Origin of the sequence: Streptomyces sp. SAI-170 (assembly GCF_049739565.1) — a bacterium.
Lineage (GTDB): Bacteria > Actinomycetota > Actinomycetes > Streptomycetales > Streptomycetaceae > Streptomyces.
The window spans coordinates 723,672-743,345 of record NZ_JBMGQD010000001.1; the positions used below are offsets into that span (position 1 = coordinate 723,672).

General features: G+C 73.0%; 14 protein-coding genes and 1 pseudogene. 8 read left to right on the forward strand and 7 right to left on the reverse strand.

Features of this window, described 5'->3' with window-relative positions:
• Nucleotides 1-145: 145 nt before the first annotated feature.
• Both RKD23_RS03275 and RKD23_RS03280 read right to left on the reverse strand, forming a co-directional pair.
• A complete protein-coding gene (locus RKD23_RS03275) occupies nt 146-799 on the reverse strand; it encodes a maleylpyruvate isomerase N-terminal domain-containing protein (protein WP_424852199.1) in 654 nt (217 codons plus the stop codon).
• Between the two features lie 304 nt (nt 800-1,103).
• Nucleotides 1,104-1,430 carry a DUF6415 family natural product biosynthesis protein gene (locus tag RKD23_RS03280; RefSeq protein ID WP_424852200.1) on the reverse strand — a complete coding sequence of 109 codons (327 nt, stop codon included), beginning with the start codon at nt 1,428-1,430 and terminating at the stop codon, nt 1,104-1,106.
• 254 nt (nt 1,431-1,684) lie between these two features.
• Between RKD23_RS03280 and RKD23_RS03285 the strand changes: the two genes are divergently transcribed.
• The 3 genes from RKD23_RS03285 (at nt 1,685) to RKD23_RS03295 (ending at nt 3,647) form a co-directional block, all read left to right on the forward strand.
• On the forward strand, nt 1,685-2,341 hold the full coding sequence (locus tag RKD23_RS03285) for a class I SAM-dependent methyltransferase (protein ID WP_424852201.1): 657 nt from the start codon (nt 1,685-1,687) through the stop codon (nt 2,339-2,341).
• Nucleotides 2,342-2,503: 162 nt separating this feature from the next.
• Complete coding sequence (locus RKD23_RS03290) at nt 2,504-3,085, forward strand: sugar O-acetyltransferase (RefSeq protein WP_424852202.1); 582 nt, start codon at nt 2,504-2,506, stop codon at nt 3,083-3,085.
• 4 nt (nt 3,086-3,089) lie between these two features.
• Nucleotides 3,090-3,647, forward strand: a complete 558-nt coding sequence (locus RKD23_RS03295; RefSeq protein WP_424852203.1) for a TetR/AcrR family transcriptional regulator — start codon at nt 3,090-3,092, stop codon at nt 3,645-3,647.
• 59 nt (nt 3,648-3,706) lie between these two features.
• Here RKD23_RS03295 and RKD23_RS03300 read toward each other — a convergent pair whose 3' ends face one another.
• The gene (locus RKD23_RS03300; protein WP_424852204.1) at nt 3,707-6,091 is read right to left on the reverse strand and encodes an ATP-binding cassette domain-containing protein; all 2,385 of its coding nucleotides are present in this window, start codon (nt 6,089-6,091) and stop codon (nt 3,707-3,709) included.
• Between the two features lie 106 nt (nt 6,092-6,197).
• Entirely contained in the window at nt 6,198-6,809 is a 612-nt protein-coding gene (locus RKD23_RS03305) for a hypothetical protein (protein ID WP_424852205.1), read from the reverse strand.
• A gap of 166 nt (nt 6,810-6,975) precedes the next feature.
• Between RKD23_RS03305 and RKD23_RS03310 the strand changes: the two genes are divergently transcribed.
• The 3 genes and pseudogenes from RKD23_RS03310 to RKD23_RS03320 all read left to right on the forward strand — a co-directional run bounded on the left by RKD23_RS03310 (nt 6,976) and on the right by RKD23_RS03320 (nt 13,832).
• Complete coding sequence (locus RKD23_RS03310; protein ID WP_424852206.1) at nt 6,976-7,350, forward strand: nuclear transport factor 2 family protein; 375 nt, start codon at nt 6,976-6,978, stop codon at nt 7,348-7,350.
• 62 nt (nt 7,351-7,412) lie between these two features.
• Nucleotides 7,413-9,784: pseudogene (locus RKD23_RS03315) on the forward strand (hypothetical protein).
• A gap of 208 nt (nt 9,785-9,992) precedes the next feature.
• Nucleotides 9,993-13,832, forward strand: coding sequence for a CHAT domain-containing protein (locus RKD23_RS03320; RefSeq protein ID WP_424852207.1), 3,840 nt, complete (start codon nt 9,993-9,995; stop codon nt 13,830-13,832).
• A gap of 6 nt (nt 13,833-13,838) precedes the next feature.
• Here the strand turns inward: RKD23_RS03320 and RKD23_RS03325 are convergent, their stop codons facing one another.
• From RKD23_RS03325 to RKD23_RS03335, 3 genes are all read right to left on the reverse strand, one after another.
• Entirely contained in the window at nt 13,839-14,489 is a 651-nt protein-coding gene (locus RKD23_RS03325) for a GntR family transcriptional regulator (protein ID WP_424852208.1), read from the reverse strand.
• A gap of 79 nt (nt 14,490-14,568) precedes the next feature.
• Nucleotides 14,569-15,843, reverse strand: coding sequence for an amidohydrolase (locus RKD23_RS03330; RefSeq protein WP_424852209.1), 1,275 nt, complete (start codon nt 15,841-15,843; stop codon nt 14,569-14,571).
• Nucleotides 15,844-15,863: 20 nt separating this feature from the next.
• Nucleotides 15,864-17,132, reverse strand: coding sequence for an amidohydrolase family protein (locus tag RKD23_RS03335; protein ID WP_424852210.1), 1,269 nt, complete (start codon nt 17,130-17,132; stop codon nt 15,864-15,866).
• Nucleotides 17,133-17,298: 166 nt separating this feature from the next.
• Here RKD23_RS03335 and RKD23_RS03340 point away from each other — a divergent pair, with 166 nt between their 5' ends.
• Together RKD23_RS03340 and RKD23_RS03345 are read left to right on the forward strand one after the other, a co-directional pair.
• Complete coding sequence (locus RKD23_RS03340) at nt 17,299-18,645, forward strand: 6-phospho-beta-glucosidase (protein WP_424852211.1); 1,347 nt, start codon at nt 17,299-17,301, stop codon at nt 18,643-18,645.
• Between the two features lie 35 nt (nt 18,646-18,680).
• Nucleotides 18,681-19,640, forward strand: a complete 960-nt coding sequence (locus RKD23_RS03345) for a GlxA family transcriptional regulator (protein WP_424852212.1) — start codon at nt 18,681-18,683, stop codon at nt 19,638-19,640.
• Nucleotides 19,641-19,674 lie beyond the last annotated feature (34 nt).

Genomic DNA, 19,674 nt, shown 5'->3' on the forward strand with positions numbered 1-19,674 from the left:
TGACGGCGCCTAGGACCGTACGAGCCGTACGAACCGTCTGACGGCGCCTGCGGACCGTACGAGCCGCCGCCGTTCAGGACAGGACAGGGGCCCGGGCACTGCCGTCCGGGCCCCGTCCGCGCCCCTGTCCGGGGGGAACGCCGGTTCAGCCGAGCACGAGCGGCAGTCGCGCGGCGAGGTCGCCCAGGGCCGCCCGCTCCGCGTCGGTCGGCGTCCGGCGCCCCGTGCCGACGCGCAGGGCGTCCGTGTCGGAGAAGGAGGCGGGGAACGGGGCCCCGGCGATCTTCTCCAGGGCCGCACGGGCCGCGGCGAGGGTCTCACCGGGCGGTTCCGCGGCCGACGGCCGGTACGCGATCAGGTCCAGGTGGTGCAGGGTCCACTCCAGCACATACGCCGAGAGGTAGTCCCCGACCGTCAGCACCTCGCCCTTGGTGCCCACCCGCAGGGCCGGGTCGGCGAGCGCGGCGGCGCGGCCCGCGGCGGAGCCGACGTCGTCGAGATGGAACTTCAGCAGTCCTGGTTCGCCGTACGCGGCCGCCAGCCGGGGGATCAGCCCGTCGAGCGGGTCCTCGCCGGTCGGCGGCTCGACGAGCTCCCAGTAGGTGACGGCGTCCACGGTCGGCTCGGTGTCGGCGGGCGTGGCAAGGGTGATCAGGACGTCCTGGGCGTCGATGACGAGGTGGCACACCAGGTCCCGTACGAGCCACCCGGCGCAGCCGGAGGGCCGCTCGAAGTCCTCGTCCGGGGTGTCGGCGACGGCCGTGAGCAGGGCGGTCCAGGCGGGTGAGAAGAGGTCCACGCGCGGCACCGTAGTGCGGTGGCGGGCGGGCGGACAACCGCGTTCCGGGCGGACCCGGCCGGCTGAGCCGCTTCAGCCGCGGCCGAAGTAGTCCTGGGGTTCCGCCGGTCTTCGTGCCGTCAACTCCTTGTGCGCCTCGGGTACTTCACGCCCCGCCGCGCGCCACTGCCTCACGAGCTCCTCGTAGATAGGTGTGCCCGTGTCCTGAGGCGCGTGCCCGTGCGGGGTCCGCCCGTCCGGGTGGCCGGCTCCTGACGACGTCATCCCTGTCTCTCACGCCTTCCCCTGGCTGAACGTTTCGCCACTAAGCCCGCCCCCCTTCGTCGAGCAGCGCCAGCAGCGCCCGGGCGGCCTCCGCCATGTCCTGCGGGGAGTACGCCGGACGGGCCGGGGTGCCGTGCGGGGCCTGGCCGACGAGGTGGGCGGCGTGGGCCAGGACGTGTATCGCGGCACAACGCCACTCCCCCTCCATACGGGACGCCTGCGCGGCGACCGTGGGGAGCAGAGCCCGGACGTCACCGGCGAGCCGGCCACCGAGGGCCTCGGCCGCCGCCTGGTCGGGCAGCCCGTCCAGGATCGCTCCGTAGGCTCTGCGAATCGCTGCAGAATCGATTTGCTCCACGGCGCTCATGCCTGCCCACCCCGGCCGGTGCGCACCCTCCCCCCACGGGGTGAACCGGCGCACCGCAGGCGCCCACGGAGGCACGGCAAGAACCACGCGCGCCCCCTGAGGGGCCGTCAGGACAGGCCGAAGACGTCGGCCCCAGGCCCAAGTAGCGGACCGTTGAGCCCTTGAGCCCCTGAGCCCCTGAGCCCTTGAGTCCTTGAGTCCTTGAGTCGTACGGAAGGCGGCCACCCTCGCCGACGGCCTGGAAGGCTGAGGGGATGAGCACCGAACCCGCGTACGTGGCCGCGGTCCGGGAGTCGTACGACACCGTCGCCGCCGCCTACGCCGCACTCGTCAAGTCCCCTGCCGAACTGGACCCGTTGTCGCGGGGAATGCTGGCCGCCTTCGCGGAGTCCGTACGGGCCGACGTGCTCGGGCCGGTCGCGGACGTGGGGTGCGGGCCGGGAAAGGTCACGGCGCATCTGGCCGCGCTCGGCCTGGCCGTGTTCGGGGTGGACGTGTCGCCGAGGATGATCGAGCTGGCGCGAGCCGCCCATCCGGGCCTGCGGTTCGAGGTGGGGTCCATGACCGCGCTGGACCTGGCGGACGGCTCGCTCGGCGGTCTCCTCGCGTACTACTCCACCCATCACACGCCGCCCGAGGTGCTGCCGCGCGTGTTCGCCGAGTTCCGGCGCACCCTGTTGCCCGGCGGCCGTCTGATGCTCGCCGGACACGCGGGCGACGGCGAGCGACGTCGCCCGACGTACGCCTACGGCGGGCTCCCGGTGTCCTACGAGTCCCATCTGCTGCCCCCGGACCGGCTCGCCGCCCTGCTCGACGAGGCCGGCTTCGACCTCACGGCACGGCTGACGCAGGAGCCGCAGGAGGGCAGGAGGACGACGATCGCCACGTTCCTCGCCCGCCGGCGGCCGTGAGCCGGGGCCGAGCGGCACCACCACTGCGGGGTTTCAGGGGCGCGGGGAACTGCGCGAGCGACCGCAGACGGTCCGCAGCCGCGATCGAACGGCCATCGCCCCGGGCCGGACGCGGCGGCACCGAGTGTACGTTCGTACGCTTTGGAGTGTACGATCGTACGCATGGTGACCGACCACTTCGCGGGCGACCCGCGCACGCACCTCGAGCGCATGATGGCGGGCGATCTCTACATCGCCGACGACCCGGAGATCGCGCGGTGGCAGCAGGAGGCCGTGCGGCTGGCCGCGCGGTATCAGGCGGCCTACGCGGAGGACGCCGAGGCGGCGCGGGAGGTGCTCGCCGAGCTTCTCGGGGCGCTGGGCGAAGAGGCGCATGTGCGGCCGCCGCTGTACGTCGACTACGGCAGCAACATCCGCATCGGCGCGCGCACGTTCGTGAACTACAACCTGACCGCGCTGGACGTCGCGGCCGTCACGATCGGCGAGGACTGCCAGATCGGGCCCAACGTCCAGCTGCTCACCCCGACCCACCCGCTGGAGCCGCAGCCGCGGCGCGACAAGCTGGAGGCGGCGCGGCCGATCACCATCGGGGACAACGTGTGGCTCGGCGGCGGTGTGATCGTGCTGCCCGGCGTGAGCATCGGGGACAACTCGGTGATCGGCGCGGGCTCGGTCGTCACCAAGGACGTGCCCGCGAACGTCGTGGCCGTCGGCAACCCCGCCCGCGTGGTGCGCGAGCTCTGACGCCATGGCCACCGGACACACCGACCCGCAGCGCCGCGAGCGCATCCTCGACGCGACCCTGGACCTGATCGCCGAGGAGGGCGTCGCGGGCGTGTCGCACCGCAAGATCGCCGGGCGCGCGGGCGTGCCGCTGGGGTCGATGACGTACCACTTCAGCGGGATGGACGAGCTGCTGCGGGAAGCGTTCGGACGGTTCGTCGAGCACTTCGTCGCGGTCTTCGACGCCCATCTGTCCGTGCCGGCCGGCCGCGAGGAGGCCCGGGAGGCGGTGGCGGATCTGGTGCACGTGCTGTCCGAGGGCAGCCGGCGCGACCTCGTGCTCACCCAGGAGCTGTACACGCTCGCCGCGCGCCGGCCGGAGTACCGGGAGCTGACCCATGAGTGGATGCGGCGCAGCCGGGTCCATCTGGAGAAGCACTTCGATCCCGACACCGCGCGTCAACTCGACGCGCTCATCGAGGGCCTGACGCTCCATCGGGCTCTGGCGCAGGAGCCGCACGGGCGGGCGCTGACCCTGGAGGCGATCTCCCGCATCACCGAGACCGGTCGGCGGGAGGGCTGAGCCGCCCGTGCGGCACGGACCTGACGCCGTGCCGCACGGGCCTTTCACTCAAGGTCCGTTCAGGCGCCGACGTACTCCGCGAGGTGCTCGCCGGTGAGGGTGGAGCGCGCGGCGGCCAGGTCGGCGGGCGTGCCCTCGAAGACGACGCGGCCGCCGTCGTGACCGGCGCCGGGGCCGAGGTCGATGATCCAGTCGGCGTGCGCCATGACCGCCGGGTGGTGCTCGATGACGACGACCGACTTGCCGGAGTCGACCAACCGGTCGAGCAGGCCCAGGAGTTGGGCGACATCGGCCAGGTGGAGGCCGGTGGTCGGCTCGTCTAGGACGTACACGCCGCCCTTGTCGGCCATGTGGGTGGCGAGCTTGAGCCGCTGGCGCTCGCCGCCGGAGAGGGTGGTGAGCGGCTGGCCGAGCGTGAGGTAGCCGAGGCCGACGTCCGCGAGCCGCTGGAGGATCTTGTGCGCGGCCGGGAGGCGGGCCTCGCCCTCGGCGAAGAACTCCTCCGCCTCGGTCACCGGCATCGCGAGTACCTCGCTGATGTCGCGGCCCCCGAGGTGGTACTCCAGGACGGAGGCGTCGTAGCGCTTGCCCTCGCAGTCCTCGCAGACCGTGGACACCTCGGCCATCATCGCCAGGTCGGTGTAGATGACCCCGGCGCCGTTGCAGGTGGGGCAGGCGCCCTCGGAGTTGGCGCTGAACAGGGCGGGCTTGACGCCGTTGGCCTTGGCGAAGGCCTTGCGGATCGGCTCCAGGAGCCCGGTGTACGTGGCGGGGTTGCTGCGCCGGGAGCCGCGGATGGGGCCCTGGTCGACCGAGACGACGCCCTCCTCGGCGGGGATCGAGCCGTGCACCAGCGAGCTCTTGCCGGAGCCGGCCACGCCGGTGACGACCGTCAGCACACCGAGGGGGATGTCGACGTCGACGTCCTGGAGGTTGTGCGCGTTCGCCCCGCGGATCGGGAGCTTGCCGGTCGGCCTGCGCACCGACTCCTTCAGCGCGGCCCGGTCGTCGAGGTGGCGTCCGGTGACCGTGTCGCCGGCCCGCAGGCCCTCGACCGTGCCCTCGTAGCAGACGGTGCCGCCGCCTGTACCGGCGCCGGGGCCGAGGTCGACGACGTGGTCGGCGATGGCGATCGTCTGCGGCTTGTGCTCCACGACGAGGACGGTGTTGCCCTTGTCGCGCAGGCGCAGCAGCAGGTCGTTCATCCGCTGGATGTCGTGCGGGTGCAGGCCGGTGGTGGGCTCGTCGAAGACATACGTCACGTCGGTGAGGGAGGAGCCGAGGTGGCGGATCATCTTCACGCGCTGCGCCTCGCCGCCGGACAGCGTGCCGGCCGGGCGGTCGAGGGAGAGGTAGCCGAGGCCGATCTCCGTGAACGACTCCAGAGTGTGCCGCAGCGACTGGAGCAGCGGCGCCACGGAGGGCTCCTCGATCCCCGCGACCCATTCGGCGAGGTCGCTGATCTGCATCGCGCACGCGTCGGCGATGGAGACGCCCTTGATCTTGGAGACCCGGGCGCCCTCGGCGAGACGCGTGCCGTCGCACTCGGGGCAGGTCTGGAAGGTCGTCGCGCGCTCGACGAAGGCACGGACGTGCGGCTGGAGCGCGTCGATGTCCTTGGACAGCATCGACTTCTGGATCTTCGGGATCAGCCCTTCGTACGTCAGGTTGATGCCCTCGACCTTGATCTTGGTCGGCTCCTTGTGGAGGAGGTCGTGCAGCTCCTTCTTGGTGTACTTGCGGATCGGCTTGTCCGGGTCGAAGAAGCCGCAGCCCCGGTAGATCCGGCCGTACCAGCCGTCCATGGTGTAGCCGGGGATGGTCAGGGCGCCCTCGTTGAGCGACTTGGAGTCGTCGTACAGCTGGGTGAGGTCGATGTCGGAGACCGTGCCGCGGCCCTCGCAGCGCGGGCACATGCCGCCGGTGCGGCTGTAGGTCGCCTTGACGGCCTTCTTGTCGCCGACGGCGATCGCACCGCTGCCGCGGACCGACGGCACATTGAAGGCGTACGCGCTCGGCGGGCCGATGTGCGGGTCGCCGAGGCGGCTGAAGAGGATGCGCAGCATCGCGTTGGCGTCGGTGGCGGTGCCGACGGTGGAGCGGGGGTCGGCGCCCATCCGCTTCTGGTCGACGATGATCGCCGTGGTCAGGCCGTCGAGGACGTCGACCTCCGGCCGCGACAGCGAGGGCATGAAGCCCTGCACGAAGGCGCTGTACGTCTCGTTGATCAGCCGCTGCGACTCGGCCGCGATCGTGTCGAACACCAGGGAGCTCTTGCCCGAGCCGGACACGCCGGTGAACACGGTCAGCCGTCGCTTGGGGATCTCGACGCTGACGTCCTTGAGGTTGTTCTCGCGTGCGCCGATGACCCGGATCAGCTCGTGGCTGTCGGCGAGGTGCGGCGCCGCCGACTGCTTGTCCGTCGTCCTGGTGGCCCTGCTCATCCTGTCTCCATGTGCCGTCGGTGCCGTCGCGCGTTCGTACGACGTCACCCTAGACGCGGCTCGCCCGCGGGGCTTCTCCATTCGTGACCGGACCCGCGCCGCGAAGCTAGAAGCTGCCGTCCGCCTTGAGGGGTGTGCCGTCCATGGAGGTGTCGGTGAGCGTGGTACGGACCTCGGTGACGACCTCGGTGCGGCTGATCGCGAAGCAGGTCATCGCGTTCAGCAGGAACCCGGCGCGGTGCTGCCCCCGGATTCCGCCGGAGCCGGCCACGTCGGTGAGGCCCTGGCCGAGCCATTCGTAGACGCCCTGGAGGTCCTCGTCCCGCCAGCCCTTCAGCTCGGCCGCGCCGATGCCCAGCGCCAGCTTCTCGGCGAGGTAGTCCGGGTCGAGGACGCTGCGGAAGTGGAGGGTGAGCCGCTCGAACCGATGCCCCTCGGAGAACTCCCAGTGCCCCCACACCTCACCGATGCCCTCCGCCACGGGCCGGGCCTCGACGATCCACTCGTACCTCTTCAGGTGGGGCGCGTGGTCCCGCAGCCACTGCCGCTGCTGCCGGGGCAGGACGATCCAGGAGAACGGCGTGTCCTCCACCGGAGACCACTCGACCTCGGGAATCTCCCAACGCCCCTGCCAGGACCGCACTTTGTCCCGGTTCGCCTCGAACCTCGCCCGCAGCTCGTCCGCTTCGTGCCGTCGCCCCGCGCCGCGTGAGAACATCCGCCCGCGCCTCCCCGTGTCGGCTCACGTCCAGCGTATCGACGTCAACTCGGGTCGGCCAAGGGGAGTTTCCGCAGGCGCCACGGACCTCCGGAGCGACATGCACGGCATCACGGGGCGGACGCGATCTCCTCGCCAGTGTGGAGCTACTGGTATGACTTGGTGCATGCAGGAAGAACTCGCCCGGACGGCGATCGACACGTTCATCTCGGCGTTCAACGCCTCGGACGACAGCTATGTGACGTCCCTGCTGTCGCAGGCCCTGACTCCGGACGTGGTGTTCTGGGGACCGCTGGGCCGCAGCGAGGGTGTCGCGGCGGTCGAGCGGTTCGTGCTGGACCTGAGGCACCATCCGGCGGGGGCGGGCACGATGGTGCGCTGCTCCGGTGTGGACATGCCCAGTGAATGGGCCCGGTACCAGTGGGTGTTCACCACGCCGAACGAGGGGCCGCGTCTGGCGGGGACGGACGTGGTGCACCTGCGCCGCCATCTGATCGACCAGATGATCGTGTTCGCCGGGGACATCAAGCCGTTCCCCTGAGCACCGGCATCCGGGCGCATATCCGGGTGCGGCCGTGATCGCCGCTCTGCCAGCATGGCCGGATGGATCACCGTCTCGCTTCCCTGGTCGTACGGCACACTCGTCGCGTCCCCGTCGGACCGGCCGACGTGACCGCGCGCCGGAGTCTTGGTGTCGCCAGGCAGTTGGACGGCGCGCTGATGTCCGTCGGGTTCAAGCTGTCGGCGGAGCTGCTGGAGCACCTGGCGGGGCTGCCGGAGGCGACGGTCGTCGAGACGGCGCGGTGCACACTGGACACCGTGCGGGAGATGGTCGGTGACCATGTCCGGCACAACACCTACTTCCGTGAGTTCCCGGCCAACGTGCCCGACACCTACGACTTCTGGATGCGCTGCATCGCGGAGGCCCTCGCCGACGAGGCCTCCCGCGCCGGGACGCTCGACCAGCTGAGCGAGGGCGTCGTCGACCTGCTGACGCTGCCGTCGTACGGCAGGTACCAGCACACGTACGAGGAGATGCTCGCCGCCCACGCCGAGCTGATCCCCGCCGCGGGCGACCGGGTCACGGTGCTGCACCTCGGCGGCACCCTGGAGTCCGAGGCGACCTCGCTGTATCTGGCGCTGGCCGGGAGTGTCACGCCGCTCGGCGAGGAGCACATCGGGGACCTGCGGACACTGGCCGGGGCGTGCGCCGAGGGGCCGCAGCCGACGGAGATCCCCGTGCGGGAGAACCGGGCGATCGTGAACGCGGCCCGCCTGGAGGCCGGTCGCCCGCTGCTGCTGGACACGGTGACGGACGTGCTGCGCCTGGCGTGCTGTCGGACGGCGATGTGACGCTGCGGGAGCCGACGCGGTTCGCCCGGCTGTCCCGGCGGGCGCGGCGCGCCATGATCGACGGCCTGGACGCCGTGGTGGAGGCCTCCCCCGCCAAGCTCGCCGATGTGGCGGCGCACCGGGAGCGGTGGAAGCGGCTCGGTGAGCGGCTCCACCCGCACGAGTACCCTCGCCGGCCGCACGCGGCCGCCGTGTTCGAGGTCGCGCGCGGCGAACGCCGGGTGCCGTCCCTGGACAGCCGCGTGGAGGAGCTGCTGGCGCACGGCGACGTGGCCGGGGCGGCGGAGCTGCTGGCGACCGCGCCGGGCAGGCTCTACCGCTCCCTGGACCGACTGCTGCGCACGGCGTCCGACGAGCAGCAGAGAAACGCCGTCGTCACCGCGGCGTGGCGCACCGCCGACCAGGTGTCCGGCCGGGTCCTGCTGTCCGTGCGCGAGCATCTGCACAACCGTTCCGCCGAGGGTGGGCGGCTGCGTTCCGCTGGGGCCGAGAACGGCCAGCGGCGCTTCGCCGAGACCGAGAACGACCAGCAGCGTTCCGCCGAGGCCGAGCACGACCAGCGGCGCTTCGCCGAGGCCGAGAGCGGCCGTCAGCGTCTCGCCGAGGCCGAGAACGACCGGCGGTCTCCCGCCGCGAGCGACGCACAGCGGCCCGCCACGCCCGCCCGACGGCGCGTCTTCGTCAACCGTGCGGGCGGCGCATGGGTGGCGGTCGACGGCCGTCCGCCCGTGCCCGGCAGCGCGCGGGAGGCGCTCGTCGCCGCGCTGGACGCCGAGACCGCGCGGCGGCTGCCGGATCCCGGCCATCTGCTGGTCGAGCCCGAGATGCTGGACGTGGCCCTTCCGCTGAGCGGCCGCGCGGCCGCCTCGGGGTTCGGGGTGCTGCCGCGCGGCTCGGTGTCGCGGGTCGAGGGCGAGCTGCTGCGGTTCTTCGCGTACTGGAAGCAGACTCGCCGCACCACCGACTACGACCTGTCGGCGCTCATGCTCTCCGCCGACCACACCGCCATGTCCTGGCTGTCGTGGACGGCGCTGACGGCCGTCGAGGGGGTGCACTCCGGAGACATCACCGAAGCGCCCGACGGAGCCTCGGAGTTCATCGATCTGCGGCTGGGCGCGGTGCGCGGCGCGTACATCGTGCCCCAGGTCAACGTCTACTCGGGGGAGGACTTCGAGGAGGTCGAGGAGTCGTTCTTCGGGTTCATGCTCCGCGACGCCGAGCAGCAGGGCCGCCCCTTCGAACCGCGCACCGTACGGCTGAAGTCGGAGCTGCGCGGGCCCGGCCGGGTGGCGCTGCCGCTGGTGTTCGCCCGCGACGCGGACGGCCGCTGGCAGGCGAAGTGGCTGCACGTGTATCTGAAGGGCCACCCGTCGGCGAACCGCGTGGAGGGCAACCGTGTGACGGTGGCCGCGCTGCTGCGGGGCGTCATGGAGCACGAGAGCCTGACGGTGCGTCACCTGGTGGATCTGCTGGCCGAGCAGGCGTCTTCGGTGACGCTGTGGGACGGTACGACGGTGCCGCAGGGTCCGGTCACCTTCCTGGGCCTCACCCGGCCCGAGGGACTGCACCCGGACTCGCGGGTCGTGACCCCGGAAAACCTGCGGGACATGATCCCCGCGTGACTGTTAGCGTGGGTCCACGGCGAGGCCATGAGGGGGCTTCCTTCTCACCACTCCTTGATGTAGTCCTCTCGCTCTCCTCGCCGCTCACGTGAGATGCGGGGCGGCCGTGCGCCCCCCGCGCTCGCGTGCCTCCCCCGCACCACCGCCCGTACGGCTCCTGCCGCGGCTACGCTCGTCGCTCGTGAGGGGGCCGGGGAGACGGACGCGCTTGCTCGACACTGTGCAGGGGAGACTGCTGCGCTGCTCCGAGGGAGAGTTGTCCGCGGCGATCGAAACGGGCGCGCTGCATGAGGCGCGCAAGCTCGTCGCGTATCTGGAGGGCGACGACGATCTGGCGGTGCATCAGGCGCTCGGCACGCTGCACTGGTACCGCATGTGCGCGCTGCCCGGCAAGGCGGCCGAGGCGGACGCGGATCTGGCGGTGGCGCTCTTCACGGCCTGTTTCCTGAGCGGCGTCCGCTTCTCCGTGCCCGCACCCCTGCTGCCGTTCGTCGTGGACTCCGCCGCACGGACGGCGACCGACTGGCTCCGGGACAGGCCTGCCGGCTTCGACCCTGTCTCGGCGGCGTTCACGGGTGTGTGGCAGCGCATCGCGTACAGCACCGCGGAGGGCCACTCGCAGCGCGCACTGCGCCTGACGCAACTGAGCTCGCTGCTGCTGCGGCGGTTCGACCGCACCGAGGCGCGGGAGGACCTGGACGAGGCGGTCCGCGCCGCTGCGGAAGCGGTGCGGTGCATGGCCGACGACGAGCCCGAGCGGGCGACGGTACTGCATGTGCTGCACCACGCGTCGCAGGTGCGCTTCCGGCGGACGGGCGACGAGGCCGACCTCGACGAGGCCGTGCGCGCGGGCCTGGCCGCGGTCCTCGCCACCCCGGCCGGGGACGACACCGAGGCCGTGACGCTGACGAGCGTGCTCGACGCGGTGTGGACCCGGTTCGAGGGCGCCGGCGAGGTGTCCGACCTGGAGGAGGCCGTCTGCATCGCGCGCCGGCTCGTCGAGGTCACGGCCGTCGGCAGCGTCCGGCGCGCGGCACTCCTGTCCGGCCTGAGCACGGCACTGGCGGGCCGGTCCGGGCACAGCGGCGACCCGGACGACCTGGACGAGGCCGTACGCCTCGGTCAGGCGGCCGTTCGGTGCTGCCCCGCCGATCACGCCGACCGAGCGTCGGCCCTGTCCAACCTCGTGGCCGTTCTGATCCGGCGGTTCAAGCGCTTCGGCGTGCGCGGCGATCTGGAGGATGCCGTCGGCGCCGGGCGTGAAGCCGTGCGCATCGTCACCGTCGGTCACCCGGCCCGACCGACGGCACTCACCAACCTGGCCATGGCGTTGCAGCTGCTGTACGAGAACGTCGAGGACGCAAGCGCCCTCGACGAAGCGGTGTGTCACCTTCGCCAGGTTGTCGAGGCCACTTCGCAGGACGGCGATCCCGAACTGGCCCAGGATCAGAGCAATCTGGCCTCGGTGTTGCTGACACGCCACCAGCACACCGGCTCTGCGGAGGACCTGGAGGAGGCCGCGCACCTCATTCGGCAGGCGGTGAGGGCCACTGCCGCCGGCCATCCCGAACGGGCGGTGCGGCTGACGTGCCTGGGCGGTGTGCTCAGGGCGCGGTTCGCCCGCACCGGGGAGCAGCACGACCTCGACGAGGCCGTCGACATCCTGCGCGACGCCGTCGGGGACGCGCCCGCCGACGGCACCGACGCCCTGCAGACGCTCTCCTCCCTCAGCATCGCCCTGCTGACGCGCTTCGAACACACCCGTGGCCGCGCGGACCTGGACGAGGCCGTCCGCATCGGTGACGAGACGATCGCGGCCACGCCTGTCGGCCATCCCGATCTGGCCCAGACGCTCGGCATTCAGGGGGTCGCGTTCCTGTACCGCTACGAGCGCACGGGGAATGCCGACGACCTGGAGGAGAGCATCCGCCTTCAGCGCCGAGCCGTAGGGCTCGTTCCGCCCGGCCACTACCGCCGCGCGGCGACGCTCTCCAACCTGGGCGACGCGCTGCGGATGCGGTTCGAGCGGCCCGGGAGACCCGGGAACCCCGTCGATCTCGACGAGGCCATTCACTACGGCCGGGAGGCGGTATGCGCGACCGCCTCCACCGACCACCCCGACATAGCGGCGCGCCTGAACAATCTGGGGCTGGCCCTGCGTCTACGGCACGAGCTCACCGGCGCCCCGGGGGACCTCGACGAGGCCGTCCGGTTCGGCCGGGAGGCGGTGCGCGCGACCGTTCCCGCAGACCATCCCGACGCAGCGACGCGCTGGAACAACCTCGGGCTGGCTCTCGGCGCCCTCCACGTGCGCACCGAAGATCCGGTCGTCCTCGCGCAGGCTGTCGCGGCTCACGTCGCCGCATGGGAGACGCCGGCCGCCCCTCCCTTCGTCCGCATCCGCGCGGCCCAGGCCGCGGCCAACCTGCTGGCCACGGCAGAGGACCGGGAGTCGGCAGCGGATCTGCTGGAGGCCGCGGTACGGCTGCTCCCGGAGGTCGCCCCGCGTCGGCTGGAACGCGGCGACCAGCAGTACACCCTGAGCCTGTTCCCCGGCCTGGCCGGCGACGCCGCCGCGCTGGCCCTCGACCGGAGCGGCGGCACGGCTGCGGAACGCGCCGCGCGTGCGCTGCAGTTGCTGGAGTCGGGCCGGGCGGTGCTGCTCAGCCAGGCGCTCAACACCCGCAACGACCTCACCGACCTGCGGCGTCTGCGCCCGGGTCTGGCCGAGCGGTTCACACGGCTGCGCGATCTCCTCGACCAGCCCGCGCCCGGTGGCCCGGGTCCGGCCGAGGAGCGGCACCGGCTCGCGCAGGAGTTCGCCGCGACACTCGCGCAGATCCGGGCGGACGAGGAGTTCCGCCGCTTCGGGCTGCCGCCTGCCGTCGACGAGCTGCTGGACCAGGCGCAGGACGGTCCCGTGGTGGTGTTCAACGTCAGCCGCCATCGCAGTGACGCCCTGCTCCTCACCCGGACCGGCATCACCGCCCTGCCCCTGCCGGGACTCGGGCACGACACGCTCGTGCGCCGGGTCGACGCCTTCCACCGCGCGTTGCGCACCGTGGTCACCGGGCAGGACCTCGCCCGCCGCGATGCGGCCGAGGCCGTGCTGGTGGGCACCCTGGAGTGGCTGTGGGACGTCGCCGCCGAGCCCGTGCTGAGGGCGCTGGGGTATCTGCGGCAGCCGGCGGAGGATGCCGCGTGGCCGCGGGTGTGGTGGTCGCCGGGCGGGCTGCTCGGGCTGCTGCCGCTGCACGCCGCGGGCCGTCACACGGGTCCGCGGCAGGGCAGCGTGCTGGACCGGGTCGTCTCCTCCTACACACCGACGGTGCGCGCGCTGAGCCACGCCCGGCGGCACGCGCCCGCGCCGGGTTCCTCGCGGCGCGCGCTTGTCGTGGCGATGCCCGTCACCCGCGGGCTGCCGGGCGGGCACCGCCTGCCCGACGTCCCGGCCGAGGTGGCACGGGTGCGCCGGCACCTCCCCGACAACGTGCTGCTGTCCGCGCCCGACCCGGACGACGGCCCCGGCGAGCCGACTGCCCTGCCGACAAGGGCGAATGTGCTGGCGGCGCTGTCCTCCTGCGCGATCGCCCACTTCTCCTGTCACGGGAGAAGCCATCCCGCCGACCCGTCGCAGAGCATGCTGCTGCTCCACGACCACGACACCGACCCGCTGACCGTCGCCAGTCTCGCGCCGGTCCGGCTGGAGCAGGCCGAGCTGGCCTTCCTGTCGGCCTGCCGGACCGCCGCCATCGACGCGGCCGAGCTGGTCGACGAGGCGATCCATCTGACCTCGGCGTTCCAGCTGGCGGGCTTTGCGCGGGTGATCGGCACGCTGTGGAGCATCTCCGACCGGATCGCCGTCACCGTCGCCGACGCGTTCTACACCCATCTGCGTACGGGCCAGGGCGTGTTGGACACCGGCCGGGCGGCGTGCGCGCTCCATCACGCCGTACGGGCTGTGCGGGACGGGGACGACTTGGGCGAGGGCCGCGACCGGAGGCGAACGCCGTTCGTGTGGGCGGCGTATCTGCACAGCGGGGCCTGAGACGCGTCAGTCCCCTTCCCGGTCCCGGCGGCTGGTGATCGCGCGGCGGCTGGTGGCGAGGTGCGCGAGGACGAGGGACTCGACGCGGTCGACGTCGCGGGCGGCGATGGCGTCGTAGAGGGCCTCGTGCTCCCGCGCGATGCCGAGCAGGTCGTCGTGCTGGCCGAGGAGCCAGCGCATACGGCTGCGCAGGACCCGTTCCATTTCGTTGAGCAGCTCGTTGGCGGCGAGCGAGGTGACGGTCTGGTGGAAGTCGGCGGCGGCGCGCCGGGCGCGTACGGCGTCACCGGCGCGGGCGGCGTCCAGTTCCGCGTCCAGGTCGGCCCGCAGCCGTTCCAGGCCGGCCCGGGTGTGCCGCTGGGCGGCGAGCCGGAAGGCGAGGGTCTCCAGAGCGGAGCGGACCTCGTCGAGGTCGGCGACGTCGCTGGGGCTGAACTCGCGGACCACGGCCCAGCTGCGGGGCCTCGGAGTGACCAGGCCCTCGGCGACGAGCGCCTTGAGGGCGTCGCGGACCGGGAGGCGGCTGACCCCCAGGTGTTCGGCGACCTCCCGCTCGACCAGCCGGCTGCCGGGGCGGCGTACTCCGTCCAGGATCTCGTCGCGCAGTTGCCGCGTCACCCGCTCCGACTCAGGGGTGAAGTCCCCAGACGCAGTCATGCTCGCCCTTCTCCCGTACGGACCGCTGTGCCGCGGCGGTCACACGCGGCACAGCGACCCTAGCGCCCGGGGAACGCGGCTACAGCAGGCGGCCGTCCCGCGCCACGATCTCGCCCGCGTGGACGACGAGGTCGCGGGGCGGCATGTCGACGAGGACCTGCGGCAGGCACTCGCCGCGGACGAGGACGAAGTCCGCGGGGCTGCCCGGGGTGAGGTCGGCGCGGGGCAGGCCCATGACGTCGGCACCGCCGTGGGCGGCGGCCTCGTAGCAGGCGCGCAGCTCCTCGTCGAGGCGTACGTCGGTGACCCAGCCGAGGAGGTGGGCGCGGTGCACCATGTCGGCGTTGCCGAACGGGCTCCAGGAGTCGCGTACGCCGTCGGAGCCGAGGCCGACCGTCACCCCGTGCTCGCGGAGCTTCGCGATGGGCAGGACGAGGTCGCGGCTGGGCGCCACGGTCGTCAGGGAGATGTCCAGTTCGGCCAGGTCGCCCGCGATGCCGGCGAGTTCGGCGTCGGGCAGGAAGGGCAGGCAGAAGACGTGGCTGACGGTGACCCGGCCGCGCAGGGACAGCGCCCGGGTGCGGTCGATGATGGCGCGCAGCACGGCCACGCCGCCGGCGTCGGAGTCGTGCAGGTGGATGTCGAGGTCGGTGCCGTAGCGGTCGGCGAGGCCGAAGACCAGGTCGAGCTGTTCGTCCATGGCGCCGTCGAAGCTGCTCGGGTCGATGCCGCCGATGGCGTCGACGGCGCCGCTGCGGGCCGCCTGGGTGAGCAGGTCGGCGGTGCCCGGGGTGCGGACGACGCCGTGCTGCGGGAAGGCGACGATCTGGACGTCCAGCGCGTGCGCGAGGCGGTCGCGGGCGGCGGCGACGCCCTCCACCCCGGCGAGCCCGTAGGCCGGGGCGACGTCGGCGTGCGCCCGCATGGCCCGGGTGCCGCGGGTGACGGCGTGCGCCATCAGCCCGTAGGCCCGCTCGGCGACGGACCGGTCCTGGCTGCGGAAGAGTTCGACGTCCTGCTCGACGTACTCGGCGATGGTGCTCGCGGGCCTGCGCGACACCCAGGGGCCGCCCCAGGTGGTCTTGTCGGGGTGGATGTGCGCGTCGACGGGCGCCGGCAGGGCGATGCGTCCGCCGCCGTCGACGACCCTCGCGCCCCTGGGGGCGGGGCCGGCGCTGATGCGTCCGTCGACGACGGTGAGGTCGACCGGGGTGCCGGCGCCGAGGGGCCGTACGTCGCGGTAGACGACAGCCCTTCGAGGGGCCGCCGCTGCGGGCTGGGACAGCGCGCCGGCGGCCGTCACGGAGGCGGCTCCCGCGAGGACGGTGCGCCGGGAGAGCGGAGGAGGCGTCATGGGGTTCCCTTCGGGACTGTTCAGCGGAGGCGGCCGGAACGCACCACGTGCGTGGGGCGGGTGAGGACCGACAGGTCGGCCAGCGGGTCGCCGGGCAGGACGACGGCGTCCCCGGCGTGTCCGGGGGCCAGCCGGCCGACGGTGGAGGCGAGGCCGAGGAGGCGGGCCGCGCCGGTGGTGGCGGTGCGGATGGCGTCCAGGGGCGTGAGCCCCGCCGCGTGCATGAGCGCGACCTCACGGCCGACGGGGGTGACCTCGCCGCCGGAGGAGTCGGTGCCCGCGGCGAGCGGCACACCGAGCTCGTGCGCGGCCCGTACCGCCTGCTTGAGGATCGGCAGGTAGGTGCGGCCGCGTTCGGCGAGGACCGGGTCGGGGTCGTCGGCCAGCCCGGCGATGGCGGTCAGGGTCGGGGTGAACCACGTCTGCCTGCGGCGCATCTCGTGCAGGGTGCGCTCGCCGACGAACACGCCGTGCTCCAGGGAGCGGATGCCGGCCCGGACGGCGTCGTCGCAGCCCTTCTCGCTGTAGCTGTGGCACAGCACGCCCTTGCCGCCGCGGCGGGCCGCGGCCACGATCTCCGCGAGCTGGGCGTGGGAGTACACCTGCGTCAGCGGGTCCTGGTCGGGCAGTCCGGCGCGTTCGTTGACCCGGGTCTTGATGACGTCGGCCCCGCGCGCGAGGTTGACGCCCACGACGTGCCGGAGGGCCTCGGCCGAGCGCACTCCGTCCGGCAGCACGGCGAGCGGGGCCAGTTCGGGGTCGGCGAGCACGGAGTCGCCCAGGTGCGGGGTGACGAAGACGCCTGCGGCCACCAGGCGCGGGGCCTGGTCCGGCAGTCTGCGGGCCAGTTCCCGGACGGCGATGTCCTGGTAGAAGGTCGTGGAGCCGCTGCGCGCGGTGGTGGCCCCGCCGGCCAGCGCCCGGCGGGCCTCGGCGACGGTGCTGAGGTGGATGTGGGCGTCCACGAGACCCGGCAGCACCCAGCCCCCGTGCGCGTCGAGCCGGCTGACGTCCGCGGGGACGCGCATCTTCCCCCGGGGTCCGGCGCCGTGCACCTTCCCGGCGCGGATCACGACGACGGCGTCCTCGGTCACCTCGCCCGTGGCCGGGTCGAGCAGGGTGCCGCCGTCGATGACCAGGTCACCCGCGGCTGCGGGTTCCCGCGGCGCGGCGGCCGCGTGCCCGGCCGTGGACAGGACGCCCGCGGTGCCGGCCAGCACGGCGGCACCGGCGAGCCCGCCGCGGCGCGTGATCCGGTTCGAGGGGGGCGGGGTGGATGCCAGACACATGACGGCTCCCGGGGGACGGAGGTGCGGAGTACTGGGCGGCAGTTTTGTATACCAAAACTCGGCTGTCCATCGTCTGCACACCATCTCCTCAGAGAGTGTGGCAAATTTTGGTATCCCATTTTCCCCGCGCTCCGTCGATGTCAGACGCCTCCGGTACTGTCGCAGCGTGAAACTGACCATCCTGGGCGGCGGGGGTTTCCGCGTACCGCTCGTGTACGGCGCTCTGCTCGGCGACCACGCCGAGGGCCGGGTCACGCAGGTGACCCTGTTCGACCTCGACGCGGCGCGGCTGTCCGCGATCGCCCGGGTGCTGGCCGAACAGGCCGCGGAGCACCCGGACGCGCCACGGGTGTCCGTCACCACCGACCTCGACGAGGCCCTGAAGGGCGCGGACTTCGTGTTCTCCGCGATCCGGGTCGGCGGTCTGGAGGGCCGGGCTGCGGACGAACGCGTGGCGCTCGCCGAGGGCGTGCTCGGCCAGGAGACGGTCGGCGCGGGCGGCATCGCGTACGGGCTGCGCACGCTGCCGGTCGTGGACCACATCGCCCGGCGGGTCGCCGCGCTCGCCCCGCAGGCGTGGTTCATCAACTTCACCAACCCGGCCGGGCTGGTCACCGAGGCCATGTCCCGGCGCCTCGGCGACCGGGTCATCGGCATCTGCGACTCCCCCGTGGGCCTCGGCCGCCGGGTGGCCCGGGCGCTGGGGGCGGCCCGGCCCGAGGAGGCGTGGATCGACTATGTCGGCCTCAACCACCTGGGCTGGCTGCGGGGTCTGCGCATCGACGGCCGCGACGAACTCCCGCGGCTGCTCGCGGACCGCGAACTGCTCGGCAGCTTCGAGGAGGGCAAGCTCTTCGGCCCGGAGTGGATCCAGTCGCTGGGCGCGATCCCCAACGAGTATCTGCACTACTACTACTTCAACCGCGAGACGGTGAAGGCGTATCAGGAGGTCCCGCAGACACGCGGGGCGTTCCTGCGCGAGCAGCAGGCCCGTTTCTACGACCGGATGCGCGACCCGGCCGCGCCCGCGCTGGCGACCTGGGACGCCACCCGGGCCGAGCGGGAGGCGACGTACATGGCGGAGAACCGGGAGGCGGCGGGCGCCGGCGAGCGCGACGAGGCGTCGCTGACGGAGTCGGGCGGCTACGAGCAGGTGGCGCTCGCGCTGATGCGGGCCATCGCCCGCGACGAGCGCACGACGCTGATCCTCAACGTCCGCAACCGCTCGACGCTGTCCGTCCTCGACGAGGACGCGGTCATCGAGGTGCCCTGTCTGGTCGACGGCAACGGCGCCCACCCGGTGGCCGTCTCGCCGCTGCCCACCCATGCGACGGGCCTGGTGTGCGCGGTGAAGGCGGTCGAGCGCGAGGCGCTGGCTGCGGCCGCGTCGGGTTCACGGGCCGCGGCCGTGAAGGCCTTCGCCCTCCACCCGCTGGTCGACTCGGTGGAGGTGGCGCGACGGCTCGTCGACTCCTACCGCGCGGTACATCCGGGGCTGGCGTACCTGAGCTGAGATCCGGGGGTGCGTAGGCCTCGTACGCTGGGCGTGTGTCGTCCTCCTCCCGTCTGCGCCGTGTCGCCGTCCTCGTGCTCGAAGGGGCGAAGCCGCTGGACGTGGGCATCCCGGCGCAGGTGTTCACGACCCGGGCGAGCATGCCGTACGAGGTGCGGGTGTGCGGAGCGGAGCCGGGTCTTGTCACCGGCGGGGACGGGCTGTCGTACCACGTGGCGGACGGGCTGGACGCGCTCGGCTGGGCCGATGTGGTGTTCGTGCCGGGCTACCGGTTCCCGGACCGTGAGGACCCTCCGGCGGCGGTGGTGGAGGCGCTGATCGCGGCGCACGAGCGGGGTGCGCGGCTCGCGGCGATCTCCACGGGGGCGTTCGCGCTGGCCGCGACGGGGCTGCTGGACGGGCGGCGGGCCACGACGCACTGGCACTACACACGGGCGCTCGCCGAGCGGCATCCGCTGGTCGAGGTCGACGAGAACGTGCTGTTCGTGGACGAGGGCAGCGTGCTGACCTCGGCGGGGGCCGCGTCCGGCATCGATCTGTGCCTGCACATCCTGCGCGGCGATCTAGGGGTGGCCGCCTCCAATCACGCGGCCCGACGCCTGGTCGCGGCGCCGTACCGCAGCGGCGGGCAGGCGCAGTACGTGCCGCGGACGGTGCCCGAGCCGCTCGGGGAGAAGTTCGCCGCCACGCGCGAGTGGGCGCTGCGCCGGCTGGACGAGCCGCTCACGCTGGAGACCCTCGCCCGGCACGCGGCGGTGTCTGCGCGGACGTTCTCGCGGCGCTTCGTCGAGGACACCGGGTACACGCCGATGCAGTGGGTGATGCGGGCCCGGATCGACCGGGCGCGGGAGCTGCTGGAGCGCTCCGGACGCAGTGTCGAGCAGATCGCGGGCGACGTGGGGCTGGGGACCGGGGCCAATCTGAGGATGCACTTCCAGCGGGTGCTCGGGACGACGCCGAGCGAGTACCGGCGGACCTTCACCCGGGGCGAGTGACGCCGCCTCGCAGGCGTTGGCGCGATCCTTGCGG

What these genes read in the sequence shown, in the direction of transcription:
- RKD23_RS03280 (WP_424852200.1), bottom strand. Translation starts at nt 1,430, where the DNA reads ATGAGCGCCGTGGAGCAAATCGATTCTGCAGCGATTCGCAGAGCCTAC.
- RKD23_RS03285 (WP_424852201.1), top strand. Translation starts at nt 1,685, where the DNA reads ATGAGCACCGAACCCGCGTACGTGGCCGCGGTCCGGGAGTCGTACGAC.
- RKD23_RS03290 (WP_424852202.1), top strand. Translation starts at nt 2,504, where the DNA reads ATGGTGACCGACCACTTCGCGGGCGACCCGCGCACGCACCTCGAGCGC.
- RKD23_RS03295 (WP_424852203.1), top strand. Translation starts at nt 3,090, where the DNA reads ATGGCCACCGGACACACCGACCCGCAGCGCCGCGAGCGCATCCTCGAC.
- RKD23_RS03300 (WP_424852204.1), bottom strand. Translation starts at nt 6,091, where the DNA reads ATGAGCAGGGCCACCAGGACGACGGACAAGCAGTCGGCGGCGCCGCAC.
- RKD23_RS03305 (WP_424852205.1), bottom strand. Translation starts at nt 6,809, where the DNA reads ATGTTCTCACGCGGCGCGGGGCGACGGCACGAAGCGGACGAGCTGCGG.
- RKD23_RS03310 (WP_424852206.1), top strand. Translation starts at nt 6,976, where the DNA reads ATGCAGGAAGAACTCGCCCGGACGGCGATCGACACGTTCATCTCGGCG.
- RKD23_RS03325 (WP_424852208.1), bottom strand. Translation starts at nt 14,489, where the DNA reads ATGACTGCGTCTGGGGACTTCACCCCTGAGTCGGAGCGGGTGACGCGG.
- RKD23_RS03330 (WP_424852209.1), bottom strand. Translation starts at nt 15,843, where the DNA reads ATGACGCCTCCTCCGCTCTCCCGGCGCACCGTCCTCGCGGGAGCCGCC.
- RKD23_RS03335 (WP_424852210.1), bottom strand. Translation starts at nt 17,132, where the DNA reads ATGTGTCTGGCATCCACCCCGCCCCCCTCGAACCGGATCACGCGCCGC.